The 17,229-nt window shown below is 71.7% G+C and carries 16 protein-coding genes; 7 read left to right on the top strand and 9 right to left on the bottom strand.

From position 1 onward, the window contains the following. Window position 1 precedes the first annotated feature (1 nt). Together ccsB and ACIA8O_RS28850 are read left to right on the top strand one after the other, a co-directional pair. Window positions 2–1,132 (top strand): c-type cytochrome biogenesis protein CcsB, encoded by a 1,131-nt coding sequence (gene ccsB / locus ACIA8O_RS28855; protein WP_396296892.1) that lies wholly within the window; start codon window positions 2–4, stop codon window positions 1,130–1,132. A 52-nt stretch (window positions 1,133–1,184) separates the two neighbouring features. Next, on the top strand, window positions 1,185–1,592 hold the full coding sequence (locus tag ACIA8O_RS28850; RefSeq protein ID WP_396296891.1) for a hypothetical protein: 408 nt from the start codon (window positions 1,185–1,187) through the stop codon (window positions 1,590–1,592). A gap of 158 nt (window positions 1,593–1,750) precedes the next feature. Here the strand turns inward: ACIA8O_RS28850 and ACIA8O_RS28845 are convergent, their stop codons facing one another. From ACIA8O_RS28845 to ACIA8O_RS28820, 6 genes are all read right to left on the bottom strand, one after another. Next, complete coding sequence (locus ACIA8O_RS28845; protein WP_396296890.1) at window positions 1,751–2,908, bottom strand: oxygenase MpaB family protein; 1,158 nt, start codon at window positions 2,906–2,908, stop codon at window positions 1,751–1,753. A gap of 28 nt (window positions 2,909–2,936) precedes the next feature. After that, complete coding sequence (locus ACIA8O_RS28840; RefSeq protein ID WP_396296889.1) at window positions 2,937–3,992, bottom strand: polyprenyl synthetase family protein; 1,056 nt, start codon at window positions 3,990–3,992, stop codon at window positions 2,937–2,939. After that, window positions 3,985–4,272, bottom strand: a complete 288-nt coding sequence (locus ACIA8O_RS28835; protein WP_396296888.1) for a polyprenyl synthetase — start codon at window positions 4,270–4,272, stop codon at window positions 3,985–3,987. Before ACIA8O_RS28835 ends, ACIA8O_RS28840 begins: the two co-directional genes overlap by 8 nt. 161 nt (window positions 4,273–4,433) lie before the next feature. Beyond that, window positions 4,434–4,640: an acyl-CoA carboxylase subunit epsilon gene (locus ACIA8O_RS28830; RefSeq protein WP_396296887.1), complete on the bottom strand. Its 207-nt coding sequence runs from the start codon at window positions 4,638–4,640 to the stop codon at window positions 4,434–4,436. A gap of 57 nt (window positions 4,641–4,697) precedes the next feature. Beyond that, window positions 4,698–6,299: an acyl-CoA carboxylase subunit beta gene (locus tag ACIA8O_RS28825; protein WP_396296886.1), complete on the bottom strand. Its 1,602-nt coding sequence runs from the start codon at window positions 6,297–6,299 to the stop codon at window positions 4,698–4,700. Window positions 6,300–6,631: 332 nt separating this feature from the next. Beyond that, a complete protein-coding gene (locus tag ACIA8O_RS28820; RefSeq protein ID WP_396296885.1) occupies window positions 6,632–7,003 on the bottom strand; it encodes a PLD nuclease N-terminal domain-containing protein in 372 nt (123 codons plus the stop codon). A 77-nt stretch (window positions 7,004–7,080) separates the two neighbouring features. Between ACIA8O_RS28820 and ACIA8O_RS28815 the strand changes: the two genes are divergently transcribed. Both ACIA8O_RS28815 and mqnP read left to right on the top strand, forming a co-directional pair. Beyond that, window positions 7,081–8,538: a menaquinone biosynthesis decarboxylase gene (locus ACIA8O_RS28815; RefSeq protein WP_396296884.1), complete on the top strand. Its 1,458-nt coding sequence runs from the start codon at window positions 7,081–7,083 to the stop codon at window positions 8,536–8,538. After that, window positions 8,535–9,431, top strand: coding sequence for a menaquinone biosynthesis prenyltransferase MqnP (gene mqnP / locus ACIA8O_RS28810; protein WP_396296883.1), 897 nt, complete (start codon window positions 8,535–8,537; stop codon window positions 9,429–9,431). Before ACIA8O_RS28815 ends, mqnP begins: the two co-directional genes overlap by 4 nt. A gap of 58 nt (window positions 9,432–9,489) precedes the next feature. Here the strand turns inward: mqnP and ACIA8O_RS28805 are convergent, their stop codons facing one another. Continuing rightward, window positions 9,490–11,766, bottom strand: a complete 2,277-nt coding sequence (locus ACIA8O_RS28805) for an NACHT domain-containing protein (RefSeq protein ID WP_396296882.1) — start codon at window positions 11,764–11,766, stop codon at window positions 9,490–9,492. A gap of 211 nt (window positions 11,767–11,977) precedes the next feature. Here ACIA8O_RS28805 and ACIA8O_RS28800 point away from each other — a divergent pair, with 211 nt between their 5' ends. From ACIA8O_RS28800 to ACIA8O_RS28790, 3 genes are all read left to right on the top strand, one after another. Continuing rightward, complete coding sequence (locus ACIA8O_RS28800; protein WP_396296881.1) at window positions 11,978–12,349, top strand: VOC family protein; 372 nt, start codon at window positions 11,978–11,980, stop codon at window positions 12,347–12,349. A gap of 359 nt (window positions 12,350–12,708) precedes the next feature. Continuing rightward, window positions 12,709–14,319 (top strand): IPT/TIG domain-containing protein, encoded by a 1,611-nt coding sequence (locus ACIA8O_RS28795; RefSeq protein WP_396296880.1) that lies wholly within the window; start codon window positions 12,709–12,711, stop codon window positions 14,317–14,319. A 111-nt stretch (window positions 14,320–14,430) separates the two neighbouring features. Further along, window positions 14,431–15,681 carry an MFS transporter gene (locus tag ACIA8O_RS28790; RefSeq protein WP_396296879.1) on the top strand — a complete coding sequence of 417 codons (1,251 nt, stop codon included), beginning with the start codon at window positions 14,431–14,433 and terminating at the stop codon, window positions 15,679–15,681. Here ACIA8O_RS28790 and ACIA8O_RS28785 read toward each other — a convergent pair. Continuing rightward, window positions 15,665–16,378 (bottom strand): MOSC domain-containing protein, encoded by a 714-nt coding sequence (locus ACIA8O_RS28785; RefSeq protein ID WP_396296878.1) that lies wholly within the window; start codon window positions 16,376–16,378, stop codon window positions 15,665–15,667. The genes ACIA8O_RS28790 and ACIA8O_RS28785 overlap by 17 nt on opposite strands. A gap of 92 nt (window positions 16,379–16,470) precedes the next feature. Beyond that, a complete protein-coding gene (locus ACIA8O_RS28780; protein WP_396296877.1) occupies window positions 16,471–17,211 on the bottom strand; it encodes a cyclase family protein in 741 nt (246 codons plus the stop codon). Window positions 17,212–17,229 lie beyond the last annotated feature (18 nt).

Raw genomic sequence — 17,229 nt, 5'->3', positions numbered from 1 at the left:
GGTGAACCTCGCCGCATCGGTCGACCCCGGTCTGGCCGACCTCTCGAACAAGCTGATCTACTCGGCCATGGCCGTGTACGTCATCGCCATGTTCGCCCACATCTTCGAGTGGACCTTCGGCAGCAAGGGAGCGGTCGCCGTCCGCTCCACCGAGCAGGCCGGCGTGGCCGCCGCGGTGGCCGCCGCCGAGCGGCAGGGCAAGGCCAAGAAGGTCACCGTCACGGTCGCCTCGGCCGGCGGCGGCACCACCACGCTGACCCGCACCGCCCTGGCCGACGCCGGGGCCACCGTGGTCACCAGCGGCCGCGGCGAGCAGGACGAGGACGGCCCCGGCGCCGCCGGCGGCAACGAGAAGGGCGACCTGGCCGGCCGCATCGCGATCTCGCTCGCCGCCCTCGGCGTCCTGCTGCACGCCGGCGGCGTCATCACCCGCGGCCTCTCGGTGATGCGCTGGCCGTGGGGCAACATGTACGAGTTCTCCTGCGCCTTCGCCCTCGCCATGGTGGTCGCCTACCTCGGCCTGCTGGTCGCCAAGAAGCCGGTCCGCTGGCTCGGCCTCCCCGTGATGGTCGCCGTCGTCCTCACCCTCGGCCTCGCCGTCACCGTGCTCTACACCGAGTCCGAGCAGCTCGTCCCCGCGCTCCACTCGTACTGGCTGGCCATCCACGTCTCCACCGCCATCTTCTGCGGCGGCGCCTTCTACGCGGCCTTCATCGCCACCGCCCTCTACCTCGGCAAGGACTCCTTCGACCGCCGGATGGCCGACGGCAAGGCCACCGGCCCGCTCGGCACCTCCGCCTCGATCTGGCGCCGCCTGCCGGCCGCCGCCACCTTCGACAAGCTCTCCTACCGGATCAACGCGATCGTCTTCCCGCTCTGGACCTTCACCATCGTGGCCGGGGCGATCTGGGCCGAGGCGGCCTGGGGCAAGTACTGGGAGTGGGACCCCAAGGAGACCTGGTCCTTCATCACCTGGGTCTTCTACGCCTGCTACCTCCACGCCCGCGCCACGGCCGGCTGGAAGGGCCGCAAGGCGGCGTACCTGGCGTTGTTGGCCTTCGCCTGCTGGCTCTTCAACTACTACGGCGTCAACATCTTCGTGACGGGGAAGCACTCCTACGCCGGCGTCTGACGCCCGGTCACATCCATCCATCTGTACGAAGAGCGCGAGGAGGGCCGCACCCATGCCGGAGTGCGACGAGGTCATGCTGACCGTCCGAATCACCGCTGCGGAGAGAGCGCTGCTCCGGCGGCTGGCCCAGGGCCACCGGAGCGACGTCTCCGAGGTCGTGGCGGACGGTCTGCTCGACGTCCTGCCGACGCTGCACCGGCCCGCGGACGCGTTCAAGCTGCTGGCCGCGCTCGCGCCGCCGGCGCCGTGCGCCCAGACCGTCTGGCTGCCGGCCCCCCTGGCCGACCTCCTGGTCCTCGCCGCCGCCCGGGTCGCCCAGCTCACCGGCGTCCGCCTCGGCTCCGCGAGCGCCATCCTGGGCGCCACCGTCCGCCTCTGGCTCTCCCAGGACCCCCAGCACCTGGCCGCCAACCTCAGCGTCATGCACGCCGGCCGGGGGGCTTTGGCGGTCGTTGCGTAGGAAATCGGCCACCCCGGGGGCGCGGGGAACTGCGCGCGGGGGAACGGCAGCACCGGCAACTGGCTGACGGCGGTTCAGTTGCCGGTGGGCCGCCTCCCGACCCGCGCAGTTCCTCGCGCCCCCGGGGTGACCAATTGCCCTTGCGCCCCCCCGGGAGGTCAGATGGTCAACGTCGGGGGAATCCAGGGGTCGGTGCGGGGCTTCGTCGAGGTGATGCCGTAGTCGGCCTTGAGGTCCTCGGGGATGGCGTACTGCATGACGCGGCCGCGGGTGAGGGAGCTGAGCTCGAAGCGGGTGGTCAGCTCGCCGAGGTGGTCGAGGGCCCAGGCGGCCAGCGGGGAGGCGTCCTCCAGGCGCTCCAGGGCGCCGAGGGCGGCCGGGGCGAGGGTGACCAGGCGGTCCCAGGGGGAGCGGGGGACCTGGAGCCAGTCGGCGCTGGTGTCGCCGATCAGGAAGCGGATCAGGGCGGCCACCACCGGGTCGAAGAAGGTCCCCGGCACGACCTCCTCGTAGAGGTCGATCAGCTGCCTGGTGAGCAGCACCCCCTCCTCCGACGGGCCCATGTGGCGGGCCATGTAGCGGTCGGAGAACTCCCGGGCCCGGTCCAGGTCCGCCGGCATCGCGTCGAGTTCGATCCCGAGGATCGCCCCGACCACCTTCCAGGCGTAGAAGTAGGCCTCGGCGCCTTCGTCGGACATGTGGATGCCCATCCGGTGCAGTGCGTCGAGCACCTGCACGGAGAACATCATCTGCCCCCCGATCATGTCCTCCTGACAGATCGGCACCCCGAGGGCGGCCTCGTCCCACCGCCCCTCCCGTCGCAGGTGGTGCCGGATGGAGGCGTGCAGCAGCCGGACCTTCTGGGCGGCGGGCAGGAAGCGCCCGCCGGCCTCGAAGGCGTCGGGTCGCATCAGGTAGAGGGTGAACTGCCCGGTCTCGGCCATCCGCTTCGACGGGTAGGCCAGCGAGTGCGTCGCGCTGAGCAGCCTGGCGATGTGCGGGACGACGTAGCAGGCGGGCATCGAGGCGAAGGAGAGCGCGGTGGAGATGTGCACGTTGTTGTCGATGAAGAAGAGCCGGGCCTTCTCCATCTGCTCCCAGTCGACCCAGGAGGGCGGCACCGCCGTGGCCTCCAGGTAGGCCCGCGCCTCCTCGGGGACGTCGTCCGGCAGCGGCTGGCCGCTCTGCGCGAACCAGCGCATCAGGGTGTTGAACGTGCCGACCTCGCCGCGTTCGAAGAGCGCGGCGACCACGGAGTCGGCGAGCGGGTCGCCGAGCAGCCGCAGGGCGTCCATCCGTTCGGGGGTGTACGTCATCGGGTCCTCGAATCGATTCGACGGAGGGTCAGGAAGTCCGCGCGGTGGCGGTGTCGACCAGCTCGCGCAGGGCAGCGGCGGCAGGCCCGGGGAGGGCGGTCGCGGCCAGGGCGGAGCGCGCGGCGGCGGTGCGCTCCTCGATCAGCTCCTCGACCCGGGCCCTGGCGCCGGAGCGGACCAGCAGGCCGCGCAGCTCGTCCAGCTGCTCGTGGCCGGGGCGGTCGAGCAACCGCCGCAGCCGGGCCCGGTCGGCGGGGCCGGAGCGCTCCAGGGCGAGGGCCAGCAAGGCGGTGGGCTTGGCCCCGGCGAGGTCGTCGAGGTTGGACTTGCCGGTGTGCGCGGGGTCGCCGAAGACGCCGAGCAGGTCGTCGCGGAGCTGGAAGGCCTCGCCGAGCGGCAGCCCGTACGCGGTGAAGGCGTCGAGCAGGGGCGGGGGCGCACCGGCCAGCAGGGCACCGAGGTGGAGCGGGTGCTCGACGGTGTACTTGGCGGTCTTGTAGCGGACGATCTCCAGCGAGCTCGCCTCCGAGGCGGCGGCGCCCCGGGTGCGCAGCACCTCCAGGCACTCGCCGGCCACCAACTCCCGGGCCAGGGTGGCCCAGAGCGGACGGGCCCGGGCCAGGTAGCCCGACGGCAGGCCGCAGGAGGCGAAGAGCTGGCCGGCCCAGGCCGTCAGCAGGTCGCCGACCAGCAGGGCCAGCGCCCGTCCGGCGGCCTCCCGGCCGGGCCCCTCGGGGACGGCCCGGCGCAGCGCCAGGTGGGCGGTGGGGGCACCTCTGCGGACGGGGCTGTCGTCGATCAGGTCGTCGTGCACCACGGCCGCCGCGTGCACCAGCTCCATGGCGGTGGCGGCCCGCACCATGGCCTCGCTGTCGGGCTGCCCGGCCGCCCGCCAGCCCCAGTAGGCGAAGGCGGCCCGCAGCCGCTTGCCGTCGGCCACGGCAGCGGTCAACTGCTCGGCGACCGGCTTGAGTTCGGGGTCGATGGCGGTGAGCAGGGCGGTCTCCCCGGCGACGAACGCGTGCAGCTCGCCGTCCACCCGGGCCTTCAGTCCGCCGTCCCAGGCCGCAGCCGGCTCACCCACCGCCCGCGGCCTTCCGGTACGCGGCCGAACGGCGGGCCACCGCCTCCATGTGCGGCTCGGAGCCGGTGGCGAGCCGGCCGAGCAGCAGCTCGCCGCGGGCCCGCAGGTCCTCCTGGCCGTCCGTCAGGAGCTCGTTCAGGTCGGAGCGGCCCATGGTGCCGCGCAGCCGCCGCAGCAGCCCCTCGGCCTGCTCCAGCCCCAGGTCGACCACCCCGGCGAGGAGTCGGACCGCCTCCGCGCCCCGGTCCGCCGGCTTCCCGTTCCCGCTCGCTGCCACCACGCCGATCCCTCCACCCCGGTGCGTCCACGAATGGACCGAGCCTGGCAGGCGGAGCGGCCCGCTCCGAGTGGACTTCACCGGTCCGGGTGGCAGCGTGCCGAAGCCCCGGCGCCCACCAGCACTGGCGTGCTAGTACGGTGCCGGGGCCTCGTGAGGGTGCGTCAGGCCGCCTGCTGCCAGCTGACGGGGGAGAAGTACGCCGGGCGGCGCTCGATGCGCGACCAGGTGGCGATCGGCTCGACCGCCGGGGCGGCCGCGGCGGCGGTCTGGGCGGCGGCCGCACGGGCCATCAGGACGGCGGTGAGGGCGGCCAGTTCCTCGTCGGAGAGCGAGCCGCGGACGATGCGGACAAGCGGTTCGGTGCTCATGGGTTCTTTTCTCCCCCGGCTTGGCGTCTGGTGGGTTCCGAGCGGCGAAACGCCGTGTTACATCGGCGGGTTGCCGTGCTTGCGGCTGGGAAGGTCGGCGTGCTTGGTGCGGAGCATGGCCAGCGCCGAGGCGAGCACGGCCCGGGTCTCGGAGGGGTCGATGACGTCGTCCACGAGGCCGCGCTCGGCCGCGTAGTACGGGTGCATCAGCTCGCTCTTGTACTCCTTGATCTTGTGCGCGCGCATCGCCTCCGGGTCCTCGGCCCCGTTGATGTCGCGGCGGAAGATCACGTTGGCCGCGCCCTCGGCGCCCATCACGGCGATCTCGTTGGTCGGCCAGGCGTAGGACAGGTCCGCGCCGATGGAGCGGGAGTCCATCACGATGTAGGCGCCGCCGTAGGCCTTGCGCAGGATCAGCTGGATGCGCGGCACGGTGGCGTTGCAGTACGCGTACAGCAGCTTGGCGCCGTGCCGGATGATGCCGTCGTGCTCCTGGTCCACGCCGGGCAGGAAGCCGGGCACGTCCAGCATGGTCACCAGCGGGATGTTGAAGGCGTCGCACATCTGGACGAAGCGCGCGGCCTTCTCGCTGGCGTTGATGTCGAGCACGCCGGCCAGCGACTGCGGCTGGTTGGCGATGATGCCGGTGACGTGGCCGTCGATCCGGGCCAGCACGCAGAGCACGTTGGTCGCCCAGCGCTCGTGGACCTCCAGGAACTCGCCGTGGTCGACGATCTCCTCGATCACCTTGCGCATGTCGTACGGGCGGTTGCCGTCGGCCGGGACGAGGTCCAGCAGCGACTCGTTGCGGCGCTCCACCGGGTCGTCGTTGGGCGCGACCGGCGGCATCTCGCGGTTGTTCTGCGGCAGCAGCGAGAGCAGGAAGCGCACCTCCTCGATGCAGCTCTGCTCGTCGTCGTAGGCGAAGTGCGAGACGCCGGAGACCGAGGAGTGCACGTCGGCGCCGCCCAGGCCGTTCTGGCTGATCTTCTCGCCGGTGACGGCCTGGACCACGTCCGGACCGGTGATGAACATCTGCGAGGTCTCGCGGACCATGAAGACGAAGTCGGTCAGCGCGGGGGAGTACGCGGCACCGCCGGCGCACGGGCCGAGCATCACCGAGATCTGCGGGATCACGCCGGAGGCCCGGGTGTTCCGCTGGAAGATGCCGCCGTACCCGGCCAGGGCGGTGACGCCCTCCTGGATGCGGGCGCCGGCGCCGTCGTTGAGCGAGACCAGCGGGGCACCGGCCGCGATGGCCATGTCCATGATCTTGTGGATCTTCTGCGCGTGGGCCTCGCCGAGCGCGCCGCCGAAGATCCGGAAGTCGTGGGCGTAGGTGAAGACGGTGCGGCCGTGCACGGTGCCCCAGCCGACGATCACGCCGTCGGTGTGCGGCTTCTTGTGCTCCAGGCCGAAGCCGGTGGCGCGGTGGCGCCGGAGCGGCTCGACCTCGTGGAAGGAGCCCTCGTCCAGCAGGAGTTCGATCCGCTCACGGGCCGTCAGCTTGCCCTTGGCGTGCTGGGCCTCGGTGGCCTTCTCGCTCGGGCCGTTCAGGACCTGGCCGCGCAGTGCGTGCAGCTCCGCCACCCGGCCCCGGGCGTCCGCCGGGGTCTCGATGGCCTGGCCACCGGCAGGAGCCTCGGGCACAACCGTCATCTCGAACCACTCCAAGTCTGGGGGAACTGTCCGGCTACGGGGCCGCTGTGGGCGGGCCGATCACTGCGAACACTTCTTCACCTACGACACTACGAGGGATCACGGGTCCGTCTCGGCGTCGATTCCGTACAAGGTCGAGCGCCAGAAGCTGTCAGGGCTGCACAGAAAACGGCCCGACCAAGTATGTGGTCGGGCCGTTCGAGGTTCTCCGGAGTCCGGCTGGAGCGGGGGTGAAAGAGCAGGTCAGGGCCGGTTCGAAGACGTGTTGCGGGAAGGTTGCCGGAGGGTGTCGCAGGGCCCCGTGGCTCGTAGGGATGCGCCAAAGCGGTCCGTCAGCCCTGGTCGGGGCGGTCCGGTTCGTCCTTCTGGTCCCGCAGCTCCTGCTCGCGGCGGCGCAGGTCGGCCTCCCACTGCTTGAGGTGCTCGGCGTCCCGGTCGGCCTGCTGCTTCTTCAGCGAGGCGAGGAAGTCGGGGTTGTCGTCGGGGGCCACCGGCGCGGCGGAGGCCCGGACCGGGCGGGGGACGCCGCGCTGCTTGCCGACCACCAGCCAGGCGATCGAGCCGACCAGCGGGAAGAGCAGCACGATGATGACCCAGATCACCTTGGGCAGGTACCTGACCTCCTCCTCCGGAGTGGTCAGGCAGTCGATGAACGCCCAGATCCACAGGGCGAGTACGAGCAGGGGCGGCAGGATCCTCAACACGGTGCGTCTCTCCCCGGAAGTGGCGGACGGGGCCCTCTTGGCGTGGCCAGACTAGCCAGTATCGGATACTGGCCCACATGGCATACGACGATCTCCGTTCGTTTCTCCGGGCCCTCGAGCGTGAGGGCGACCTCAAGCGGATCAAGACCGAGGTCGATCCGTACCTGGAGGTCGGTGAGATCGTCGACCGGGTGCAGAAGGCCAAGGGCCCCGCGCTGCTCTTCGAGAACGTCAAGGGCGCCTCGATGCCGCTGGCGATGAACGTCTTCGGCACCGAGCGGCGGCTCTCCAAGGCGCTCGGCCTCAAGGGCCCCGAGGAGATCGCCGACAAGATCGCCGGGCTGCTCAAGCCCGAGCTGCCGCAGGGCTTCACCGGCTTCCGGGACGCCTTCGGCAAGCTGGCCTCGATGGCCCACGTGCCGCCGAAGAACGTGAAGTCCGCCGACGCCCCGGTGCAGGAGGTGGTGCTGACGGGCGATCAGGTCGACCTCGACCAGCTGCCCGCGCTCTTCACCTGGCCGCTGGACGGCGGCTCCTTCTTCAACCTCGGCCTGACCCACACCAAGGACCCGGAGACCGGCGTCCGCAACCTCGGCCTCTACCGGCTGCAGCGCCACGACAAGCGCACCATCGGCATGCACTGGCAGATCCACAAGGACAGCCGCAACCACTACGCGAAGGCCGCCAAGCGCGGCGAGCGGCTGCCGGTCGCGATCGCCTTCGGCTGCCCGCCGGCCGTCACCTACGCCTCCACCGCGCCGCTGCCCGGCGACATCGACGAGTACCTGTTCGCCGGCTTCGTCTCCGGCAAGCGGATCGAGATGGTGGACTGCAAGACCGTCCCGCTCCAGGTGCCGGCCAACGCCGAGGTGGTGCTGGAGGGTTGGCTGGAGCCCGGGGAGATGCTGCCCGAGGGCCCGTTCGGCGACCACACCGGCTTCTACACCCCGCAGGAGCCCTTCCCGGCGCTCACCATCGACTGCGTGACGATGCGCCGGCGCCCGCTGCTGCAGTCCATCGTGGTCGGCCGGCCGCCGACCGAGGACGGGCCGCTGGGCAAGTTCACCGAGCGGTTCTTCCTGCCGCTGCTCAAGATCATCATCCCGGACATCGTGGACTACAACCTCCCCGAGGCCGGCGGCTTCCACAACTGCGCGATCGTCTCGATCGACAAGAAGTACCCCAAGCACGCCCAGAAGGTGATGCACGCCATCTGGGGCGCCCACATGATGTCGCTGACCAAGCTGATCATCGTGGTGGACGCCGACTGCGACGTGCACGACTACCAGGAGGTCGCCTGGCGGGCCCTGGGCAACGTCGACTACAGCCGCGACCTGAGCGTGGTCGAGGGCCCGGTGGACCACCTGGACCACGCCTCCTACCAGCAGTTCTGGGGCGGCAAGGCGGGCATCGACGCCACCCGCAAGCTCCCCGAGGAGGGCTACACCCGGGACGGCGGCTGGCCCGAGATGGTCAGCTCCGACCCGGCCACCGCCGCGCTGGTCGACCGCCGCTGGAAGGAGTACGGCCTGTGACCTCCGTCGCCGCCGTCCCCCCGAACAAGGTCCGGGCCTTCCTCAACCTCGTCCTGATCGAGCACTCGGTCTTCGCCCTGCCGTTCGCCTACATCGCCGCCTTCACCGCGATGTACCTCCACGACGGCCGGATGCACTGGGGCACCCTGGCGCTGGTCACCGTCTGCATGGTCGGCCTGCGCACCTTCGCGATGGCCGCCAACCGGATCATCGACCGCGAGATCGACGCCCGGAACCCGCGCACCGCCAACCGCGAACTGGTCACCGGCGCCGTCTCCATGCGCACCGCGTACGTCGGCTCCGCCGTCGCCCTGCTGGTCTTCCTCGGCTCGGCGGCCCTGCTCAACCCGCTCTGCCTGGCCCTGGCCCCGGTCGCCGTCGTCCCGATGGTGGTCTACCCCTACGGCAAGCGCTTCACCGACTTCCCGCACGCCATCCTCGGCCTGGCCCAGGCCATGGGCCCGGTCGGCGCCTGGCTCGCCGTCACCGGCAGCTGGTCCTGGGACGCCGTCGTCCTCGGCCTCGCCGTCGGCATCTGGATCGGCGGCTTCGACCTGATCTTCGCCACCCAGGACGTGACGGCCGACCGCGCCGAGGGCGTCCGCTCCTTCCCCGCCCGCTTCGGTGTCCCGGCCGCCCTGTACGGCGCCCGGATCTGCCACACCGTCACCCTGGGCCTGCTCGTCTGGTACGCCCTCCTCACCGACGCGGGCCCGGCCTTCTGGGTCGGCCTGGCGGTGGTGGCCGGCGCCTTCGTCTACGAGCACACCATCGTCAAGCCGCACGACCTCTCGAAGCTGAACCGCGCCTTCTTCACCACCAACGGCTTCGTCGGCATCTCGCTCTTCGTCTTCGCCCTGCTGGACCTGGTCCTGCGCGGGCTCACGCTCTGACACTTGGTCTGACACCGGGCGGGCCCGAGGACGGAGTCCGCCCGGTGTCAGGTGTTGTTCAGTCGAGAATGCCGTCCGCGCTCGACTGGGGGGCCTGAAGGATTCGACGGACCCGGCTCGCCATTCCGCGGACTGGCAGGTAGATCCGGGTGCCACTGGTACGTGCCGGGGTGACGAGCCCTGCGGCAACGAGCCGTTGGACCGCCTCCGGGACGAGCTCACGGTGCTTGGCATCCAGCCCGCGGAAGAGCGCGGACTCCTTCCGACCGGAACCCCGTTGCGCGTAAACCTTCTTCAGGATCGTAAGCAGGACCTTGTTCATCGGCGTGGTCTGCAGGGCGAGAATGCCCTTGGAAGTGGACATTTGCGCGTCGAACTGAGCGACTTCGCAGTCGATAAAGTTCCCTTCCTGGAGCGCTGACCAGCCGGCCACCCCGGTCATCTGCCCGATGAGGCAGTCCTGGAAATGCGGTAGGGGGTACCCGTCGTGATCGGTGAGGTCCAATTCCTGGATGACGCAGTCGTGGAAGCTCAGCCAGTCGTAGCTCGTCGCCTCGGCAGTCAGTGAGAAGCCATGGAGCTCGATCTCGTGAAGCGAGATCGGGGTCCTGGACGACTCGCCCGGCCAGAGCCGCTCGGCCACACGGACGATGTCCGCGATGACCGCATCCGAGATGCCGCGGCGTTGGAGCGCGGTGGCTGACGAATACGCGCGACCGGGGCTCGCGGTACCGTCCTGCTCCAGTCGAATCGCAGCCACGTCGACACCGACCTCGTCCAGGCAGGCGACGCTCCCCGACATGTCCTGCAGAGGATTTGCGGTGTTGGGAGCCAGGAGACATTCGACCAGGTCGCCGGCTCTGGCAGCGTCGGCGAGCGAGACGTCGACGAAGCGTCGGGAGCCGTCGACGCTGTCCATCGCGCCCAGTCCAGGAAGGCGTTGCAGGAGTTGGTATGAGCCTTCGTCCGGGGAGTAGCCGCACACCGACTGGAAGACGGAGGTCAGCTCGTCCTGTGAGATGGGTCCGAGTCCGTCCGTGGAGCGCCGGGCGTGGGTCGCGAGCCGTTCCAGCACCTTGCGAATGGTGAACCCGTCCACCCCCACCTCCATGCTGGCCTCGCGCTCGGCGATCCGGTCCAGCATCATGTGCCAGCCTTCTCCAGCCGAGCGGCCGAACGTGCCCTCCATCGACCCCTGGAGGGCACTCGACGAGCCGAGGTAGCTCAGCAGAAGTGGACGTGAGGGCAGCCACTCCGGCAGAGCGTCGTTCCAGCCGTACGCATCGAGGATCTTCTTCGCCTGCTCCTCGGTCGGCTCACCTGCCATTAGGAAGAGCGAGTTCTCCCTGGCGCCGAGTGCCGTGCGCATCTCACGCTCGCTGTCGAAGAAGTGCGCGCGCCCGGCCAGTACGACAGCGGTCGTGGCGCGGGATTCATGACAGAAGCGTCGGACGAGTTCCACGGAGCGGCGGCGGATGTCCCGCATCGCCGATGTCTTGCCGATCCAGCCAGGGGTGGCAATCTCGTCGAAGCCGTCGAGGATGAGTGTGACGTCTCCCGCCCGCCAAGCGCGCACCAGCTGTGAAGGAGACGGAAACCCGATGGAGCGCGCGTGGCGCTCCAGCGCCTCGACGGGATACACCTGCCCTTGGTGGTCCCGCAGGTTCAGGAGGACTGGGAAGGGACGGAACGGATTCGCGCGGTGGGTCTTGGCCAGGCGTCGGTGAAGTTCACGCAAGAACATGCTCTTGCCAGCACCGTAATCCCCGTAGAGGAGAACGGACTTGCCGTCCTTCACCTCCTGGGCCACCCGGACGACCGGGAACGGGTCGCCACTGCTGTTCTCCACCGGGTCGACGGATACGTACGGTTTGAGGTCGCCGTGGTCACCACTGCTGGGCTCGCGCGCGCTGCCGAAAGGATATGACTCGCGCAGCTCGAGATACCTCAAGGAGTCGACCAGTTGGCTCCGCAGTTGACTGAAGCTGCAAGCGATCAGTGGCGGGCCTAGTGACTTGATGGCCGAGCGCTGGTCGGCGGTGGGTTCGTCGCGTGTCACGAAGAAGCCCTTGACCGACTTGAACGGGTACTGGCGTGCTTTGACCAGGCAGGCTTCGGACAGCTTGCGGCCATCCTTCTCGGCCTTGTCCTTGCGCCGCGAGACGGTGCACTCGACGATCGTGACCGAGTCCGGCCCGATGAAGACACCGTCGCGCTCTGCGGTCCCGATGTAGGTGGACCCCTGGAACTCGTTCTCCGGCGCGAACAGTGCGCGGGAGACCCGCAGAACCTCGGCCTCGAACTCCGACTCCTCTTCCTGCTGTTCCGACGGCACCGGCCAAACCCCCAAGATCTGTGTTTTTGGTCACACTATCCTACTTGTGATGCCCTGGGTGGATCCTAGGTAGCGCTCCGTCACCCGATGCTTGATGGATGTGGAGAGGGAGTTTCGGTGGGCGCCTTGCCGGGGCGCTCCGTGTCGGGCGCGGCTGGTGTCGGGGGCGGCGGGATGCTGGAGGCCTACGACTCAGGGTCAGGAGCGGATGATGATCGGCAAGCTGCAGTGCGTGGTGCTGGACTGTCACTACCCGGCCGGGCTGGGCCACTTCTACGCCGAGCTGCTCGGCGGCGAGCTCGACCGGCCGGACCCGCGCTGGTCGTTGGACGAGGAGTGGTCCACCGTGCACCTGCCGGGCGGGATGGTGCTGGGCTTCCAGCGGGTGGAGGACTACCGCCCGCCGATGTGGCCGGACCCGGCCCACCCCCAGCAGCTGCACCTGGACGTGGAGGTGGAGGACCTGGACTCGGCCGAGGTGAAGGCGCTCGCCCTGGGGGCGGTGCGCAAGGACGTGGAGACCGGCTGGCGGGTCTACGTGGATCCCGCGGGCCACCCCTTCTGTCTGGTGCAGGCGCACTGATCGTTCGGGTGTTCCCCGCGCACGGCCCGGTGTACGGCGCGTTCCGAGCGGCGCGCGCTGGTCGAATTCCTGCGGGCGCCTCCTGCTGCGAGCGCTGTGGCCAGTGAGACTGCTGGGGCTCTGATCGACTCATGGGGCGTGCCCCGCCCCGCCCGTACCGGCGGAGCGAGGCGTGCCGGTGCTGTGGACGTGTGGTGGTGAAGGTGTGGCGGCCCGCCGGTATCCGGAGTTCGATGGACGCGCCCCGCGCGGGCCGCCTACAACGGATGGCGTCCAGCGGAGGTCGCGTCAACTGTCCGACGGGCCACCGCCGTTGACGCCACAGCTGACGACCAGGCGTCCGAGCAGAGAGACCATCCATGCCCATATCCGCTGTACTGCGCCGTCCGGCCGCAGCCCTCACGGCGCTGCTGCTGACCGCCCCGCTCGCCGCGGCCGCCACCCTGGCCGCCCCGGGCGCCGCGCACGCGGCCGCGGCCGCCGGCACCGGCCACCTGTACGTGGCCAACTCCGGCACCGACGACGTCTCCGTGGTGGACACCGCCACCGGCACGGTGACCGCCACCGTCCCGGTCGGCGACGCCCCGCGCGGGGTGGCCGCCGCTCCGGACGGCAGCCGGGTCTACGTCGCGGACAGCGGCTCGGACGCGATCTCGGTGATCTCCACCGCGAGCAACACGGTGACGGCCACCGTCCCGGTCGGCGACGGGCCGACCGGACTGGCCGTCAGCCCGGACGGCTCCCGGGTCTACGTGGCCGACTTCAACGCCAACACCGTCTCGGTGATCTCCACCGCGGGCAACACGGTGACCGCCACCGTCCCGGTCGGCTCCCAGCCCTACGGCCTCGCGGTCACCCCGGACGGCTCCCGGGTCTACGTGGCCGACTCCGACTCCAACACCGTCTCGGTGATCTCCACGGCGAGCAACACGGTGACCGCCACCATCGCCGTGGCCCAGTTCCCCGAGGCCGTCGCGGTCAGCCCCGACGGCGCCACGGTCTACGTCGGCGGCTACAGCAGCGCCACCCTCAACACCATCGACACCGCCACCAACACCGTGGTCGCGGCCCTGCCGGTCGGCGCGGGCACCAACGCGGCGGTGGTCTCCCCGGACGGTGCCAGCCTCTACCTCGGCAGCTTCAACGCGGCCGCCAACCTCACCGTGGTGGACACCACCACCCAGACCGTCAGCGGGAGCCTGGCGGCCGGCAAGGTGCGCGGCGTCGCGCTGGACCCGAGCGGGGCCACCCTCTACGCCACCGACTACCCGGGCGACCGGATCTCCGTGGTGGACACCGCCACCCGCACCCTGACCGCCGTGGTCCCGGTCGGCACCGACCCGTACGGCCTGGCCTTCGTCCGGGCGCAGGCCCCGGTGCCCGCCCCCGTGGTCTCGGGCATCAGCCCGGCGAGCGGCCCGGCCGCCGGCGGGACCGTGGTGACCGTCGACGGCAGCGGCCTGGCGGGCGCGAGCTCGGTCAGGTTCGGCGCCGCGGAGGCCACCTCGTTCAGCGTCGCCTCCGACGGGCGCCTGACCGCGGTCGCCCCGGCGGGCAGCGGCACCGTCGACGTCACCGTCACCACCCCGGGCGGCACCAGCGCCACCGGTGCGGCCGACCGCTTCACGTACACCGTGGTCACCGACCCGGGCACCCCGCACTCCACCGCGCTGAGCGCCGCACCCACCCTGTTCTCGGTCGGCGCGGGCGGGCTCACCGTCGGGCTGACGCTCTCCGCCACCCTGACCGACACCACCGCGCACACCCCGGCGGCCGGACAGACCGTCAGGTTCTCCGTCGGCGGCGGCACCGTCTGCACCGCCGTCACCAACGCCCACGGCACCGCCACCTGCAGCGGCCTGGTGCCGCTGCTCACCGTACTGCTCTCCGGCGGCTACCAGGCCTCCTTTGCGGGCACCCCCGCACTGAAGCCCGCCACCGCCCGGGCCGGCCTGATCCGGATCGGCTGACCCTCCCGGCGCCGCAAGCCGCAAGCCGCGCGCCGCCCACCGCACGCCGCACGGGGGCCGACGGGGAAACTCCGTTGGCCCCCGTGCCGTCGCGCACTAGTGTCATTTCACATGGCACAGCCGCGCGGCCCGCTGCCGCTCTTCCTGGCCGTCGGCCTGCTCGCGGCCGCCGCCCGCTACCTGCTCACCCTCGCCCTGGCGGTCTGGGTCCAGCAGGCCACCGGCTCCTCCGGCGCGGCCGGACTCACCACGCTGTTCGTGACCGCGGGCGGCCTGACCTCGCCGCTCACCGGGGCCCTGGTGGACCGGCTGCCCGCCCGGACGGCGCTGATGCTGCCGCTGCTGACCGGTGCCGCCGTGCTGACCGTCCTCCAGCCCGCCGACGGCGGACGCCCCGTGCTGCCGCTGCTCTACGCGGTCGCCCTCCTCTACGGCGGGCTGGGCGCGATGGCGGACACCGCGCAGTCGGTCGCCGTCGCCGGGCTGTTCGGCGGGGACGAGCTGCTCCGGGTCAACGCGCTGCAGCAGACGGTCAACCGCGGCCTGCGGGTGGCCATGCCGCTGGCCGGGGTCGGGATGTACGCAGCCGCCGGGATCGGGCTCACCGCGGCCGCGGTCTGCCTGCTCCACCTGGCCGCCGCCGCCCTGGTCCTGACGCTCCCCCGGACGGGCCGGGCGGCCGCGCCGGAGCCCTTCTCGCTCCGCGCGCTGGGCCGCGACGTCCGGCGCGGGCAGGCGGTGATCCACGGCGACGGGCCGCTCGGGGCCGTGGTGTACGCGGTGGCCGGCTCGCTCTTCTTCCTCGGCTTCTTCGAGTCGGTGGGCCTGGCCATGGTCACCGAAGGGCTCGGCCGCCCGGCCACCGACCTGGCTTGGCTGATCACCCTCCAAGGGGTGGCCACCGTCCTCTCCGGCGCGCTGCTGGCGCGGTACGGCCAGGGCGTCGGGCTCGGCCGACTGATGCTGGCCGGGCTGCTCTGCTTCGCCCTCTCGGCGCTGCTCCAGGGCACCGGGGCGCTGCCCCTGGTGGTGACGGCGATGGTGGTGGCTGGGGCCGGGCTGCCGATGTGCGTGGTGGCCATGGTGACAGCCGTTCAGACCCGGTCGCCGCGCGAGCAGTTGGGGCGGGTGCACGGGGCGGTGCAGTTCGTGACCGGGGTGCCGCAGGGCCTCGGGGTGGCGGTCGGGGCCTGGCTGGTCTCGGCCGCCGACTACCGGATCGCCTGCGGCGTGATCTGCGCCGGGCTGCTGGCCACCGCGCTGGCCCTGGCCGCGGCCCGCTGCCGTCCGCTGACCGCCGTCGCCTGGGCCGGGGCCCGTGAGGCTCCGGGTGTGGCCGGGCCGGTCAGTCCTGCAGGGTGAGCCGGTCGCCGACCCGCAGGCGGCCCGGCTGTGCCACGGTGGCCAGTGCGTCCAGCCGCCCGTCGTGCACCTGGGTGATGGTCTTCAGGATCTCGGGGGCGTGCGGCAGGCCGGGCTGCGCGCTGCCGGACATGACGCACCGTTCGCTGGAGCGGACGAAGTCCAGCACCAGCCCGGTGGGGGCGGCCACGCTGCGGCCGAACCAGGCGTCCTCGGCGAACGGGGCGGTGCCCGGCGGGGTGCGCAGCAGCACGTTCGGCCGGAAGCGGCGCTCGTCCACCGCGGTCAGCGGGAGCCGGCCGCGCAGCCAGTCCAGGGTGGCGGTGGTCAGCACGCTGACCGGCAGCTGGTCGAAGTGCGAGACGGTGTCCTCCCGGGCCAGTTCCACGTCCTCGCGCTGGAGGTAGGCGCGGAGGAAGGCGTCCGGGTCGGCGACCGGTTTGCCCAGCGGGTCCAGCAGTTCGGGGGCGGTCAGCCGGGTGCCGAGCCGCGAGCCCAGCCGGAGCAGTCCGTCCATCCGGCGGAACCTCCGGGTGGACTTCCCGGAGCCGAGCTTCCCGGCCCCGTCCCGGACGGCGTACAGCCGGTCGCCCGCCAGCCCGCGCTCGTCCACCTCCACGGAGTCGAGCCGCTCGCCCCCGGTCGACTTGACCGGGTAGCGCCACAGCCGCTCGATCACGCCGATGATCTCTGCCATGACGAGAGCGTAGCGGCGGCACCGGAAGTTGGTCTAGACCATGACAGGGCGGGGGTGGGGCGGGCGGCCCGGGCGGCGTCGGGGCCGGCGGCTCAGCCCAGGCGGGCGACCGCCCGGACGGGGGCGCCGTCGGCGGCGGTGAGGCGGATCGGGAAGAAGGAGACCGCCACCGGGAGGCCGGCCTCGCGGGCCTCCAGCAGAGGGGTGAGGTCGGTCAGGTTCTCGCAGACCACCGCTCCGCCCGGGGCTCCGAGCAGGGCCCGGTGGGCGGCCAGCGAACCGGTCTCCGGGGCCGGGTCGTGCTCGTCGGCGAGGGCGTCCAGCAGGGCCGCCACCGCGGGGTCGGCCGGGGCCGGGTCCGGGGTGAGGTCGATGCTCAGCGCGTCCACCCCGATCGAGCGGATGCCGGCCGCGACCACCGCCTCGGCGGCCTCCGGGGTGAGGTACGGGTGCGCCAGGTAGTGGTCGGTGCCCCAGTGCCGGGCCCAGCCGGTCACCAGCAGCAGCACCGAGCCCTCCGCCGCCCCGGCCAGCGCCGGCGCCAGCTGATCCGCCGTCACCCCGCTGCGCGGCTCCAGCCCGCGCAGGTCCGCCAGCACCGCCGGTCCGGTGAACAGTGCCAGCGGCAGCCCGTCCAGCGTCGGCCAGGTGACGTCCACGTGGTACGGCGCGTCCACGTGCGTGCCGGACTGCGAACCGAGGTGCAGCGCCAGCACGTTGACCCCGTCGGAGGCGGTCGTCAGCGCGGGCCGCACCACCACCTCCGGGTCCCCGGGGTAGACCGGCATCCCGGTGGTGACCGGATGGGTGAGGTCGATCAGCGTCGCTGTCATGCCCACCATCCTGGCCCA

This window comes from Kitasatospora sp. NPDC051853, assembly GCF_044452665.1.
Taxonomy (GTDB): domain Bacteria; phylum Actinomycetota; class Actinomycetes; order Streptomycetales; family Streptomycetaceae; genus Kitasatospora.
Note: the sequence above shows the minus strand (reverse complement) of the source record. Positions and strands in the feature narration are given on the sequence as shown.

Excerpts from the sequence above, each read along its gene's own strand:
- ACIA8O_RS28830 (WP_396296887.1), bottom strand. The coding sequence starts at position 4,640 with ATGAGCACCGAACCGCTTGTCCGCATCGTCCGCGGCTCGCTCTCCGAC.
- ACIA8O_RS28785 (WP_396296878.1), bottom strand. The coding sequence starts at position 16,378 with ATGGCAGAGATCATCGGCGTGATCGAGCGGCTGTGGCGCTACCCGGTC.
- ACIA8O_RS28795 (WP_396296880.1), top strand. The coding sequence starts at position 12,709 with ATGCCCATATCCGCTGTACTGCGCCGTCCGGCCGCAGCCCTCACGGCG.
- ACIA8O_RS28825 (WP_396296886.1), bottom strand. The coding sequence starts at position 6,299 with ATGACGGTTGTGCCCGAGGCTCCTGCCGGTGGCCAGGCCATCGAGACC.
- ACIA8O_RS28815 (WP_396296884.1), top strand. The coding sequence starts at position 7,081 with ATGGCATACGACGATCTCCGTTCGTTTCTCCGGGCCCTCGAGCGTGAG.
- ACIA8O_RS28850 (WP_396296891.1), top strand. The coding sequence starts at position 1,185 with ATGCCGGAGTGCGACGAGGTCATGCTGACCGTCCGAATCACCGCTGCG.
- ACIA8O_RS28800 (WP_396296881.1), top strand. The coding sequence starts at position 11,978 with ATGATCGGCAAGCTGCAGTGCGTGGTGCTGGACTGTCACTACCCGGCC.
- ACIA8O_RS28790 (WP_396296879.1), top strand. The coding sequence starts at position 14,431 with ATGGCACAGCCGCGCGGCCCGCTGCCGCTCTTCCTGGCCGTCGGCCTG.
- ACIA8O_RS28845 (WP_396296890.1), bottom strand. The coding sequence starts at position 2,908 with ATGACGTACACCCCCGAACGGATGGACGCCCTGCGGCTGCTCGGCGAC.
- ACIA8O_RS28780 (WP_396296877.1), bottom strand. The coding sequence starts at position 17,211 with ATGACAGCGACGCTGATCGACCTCACCCATCCGGTCACCACCGGGATG.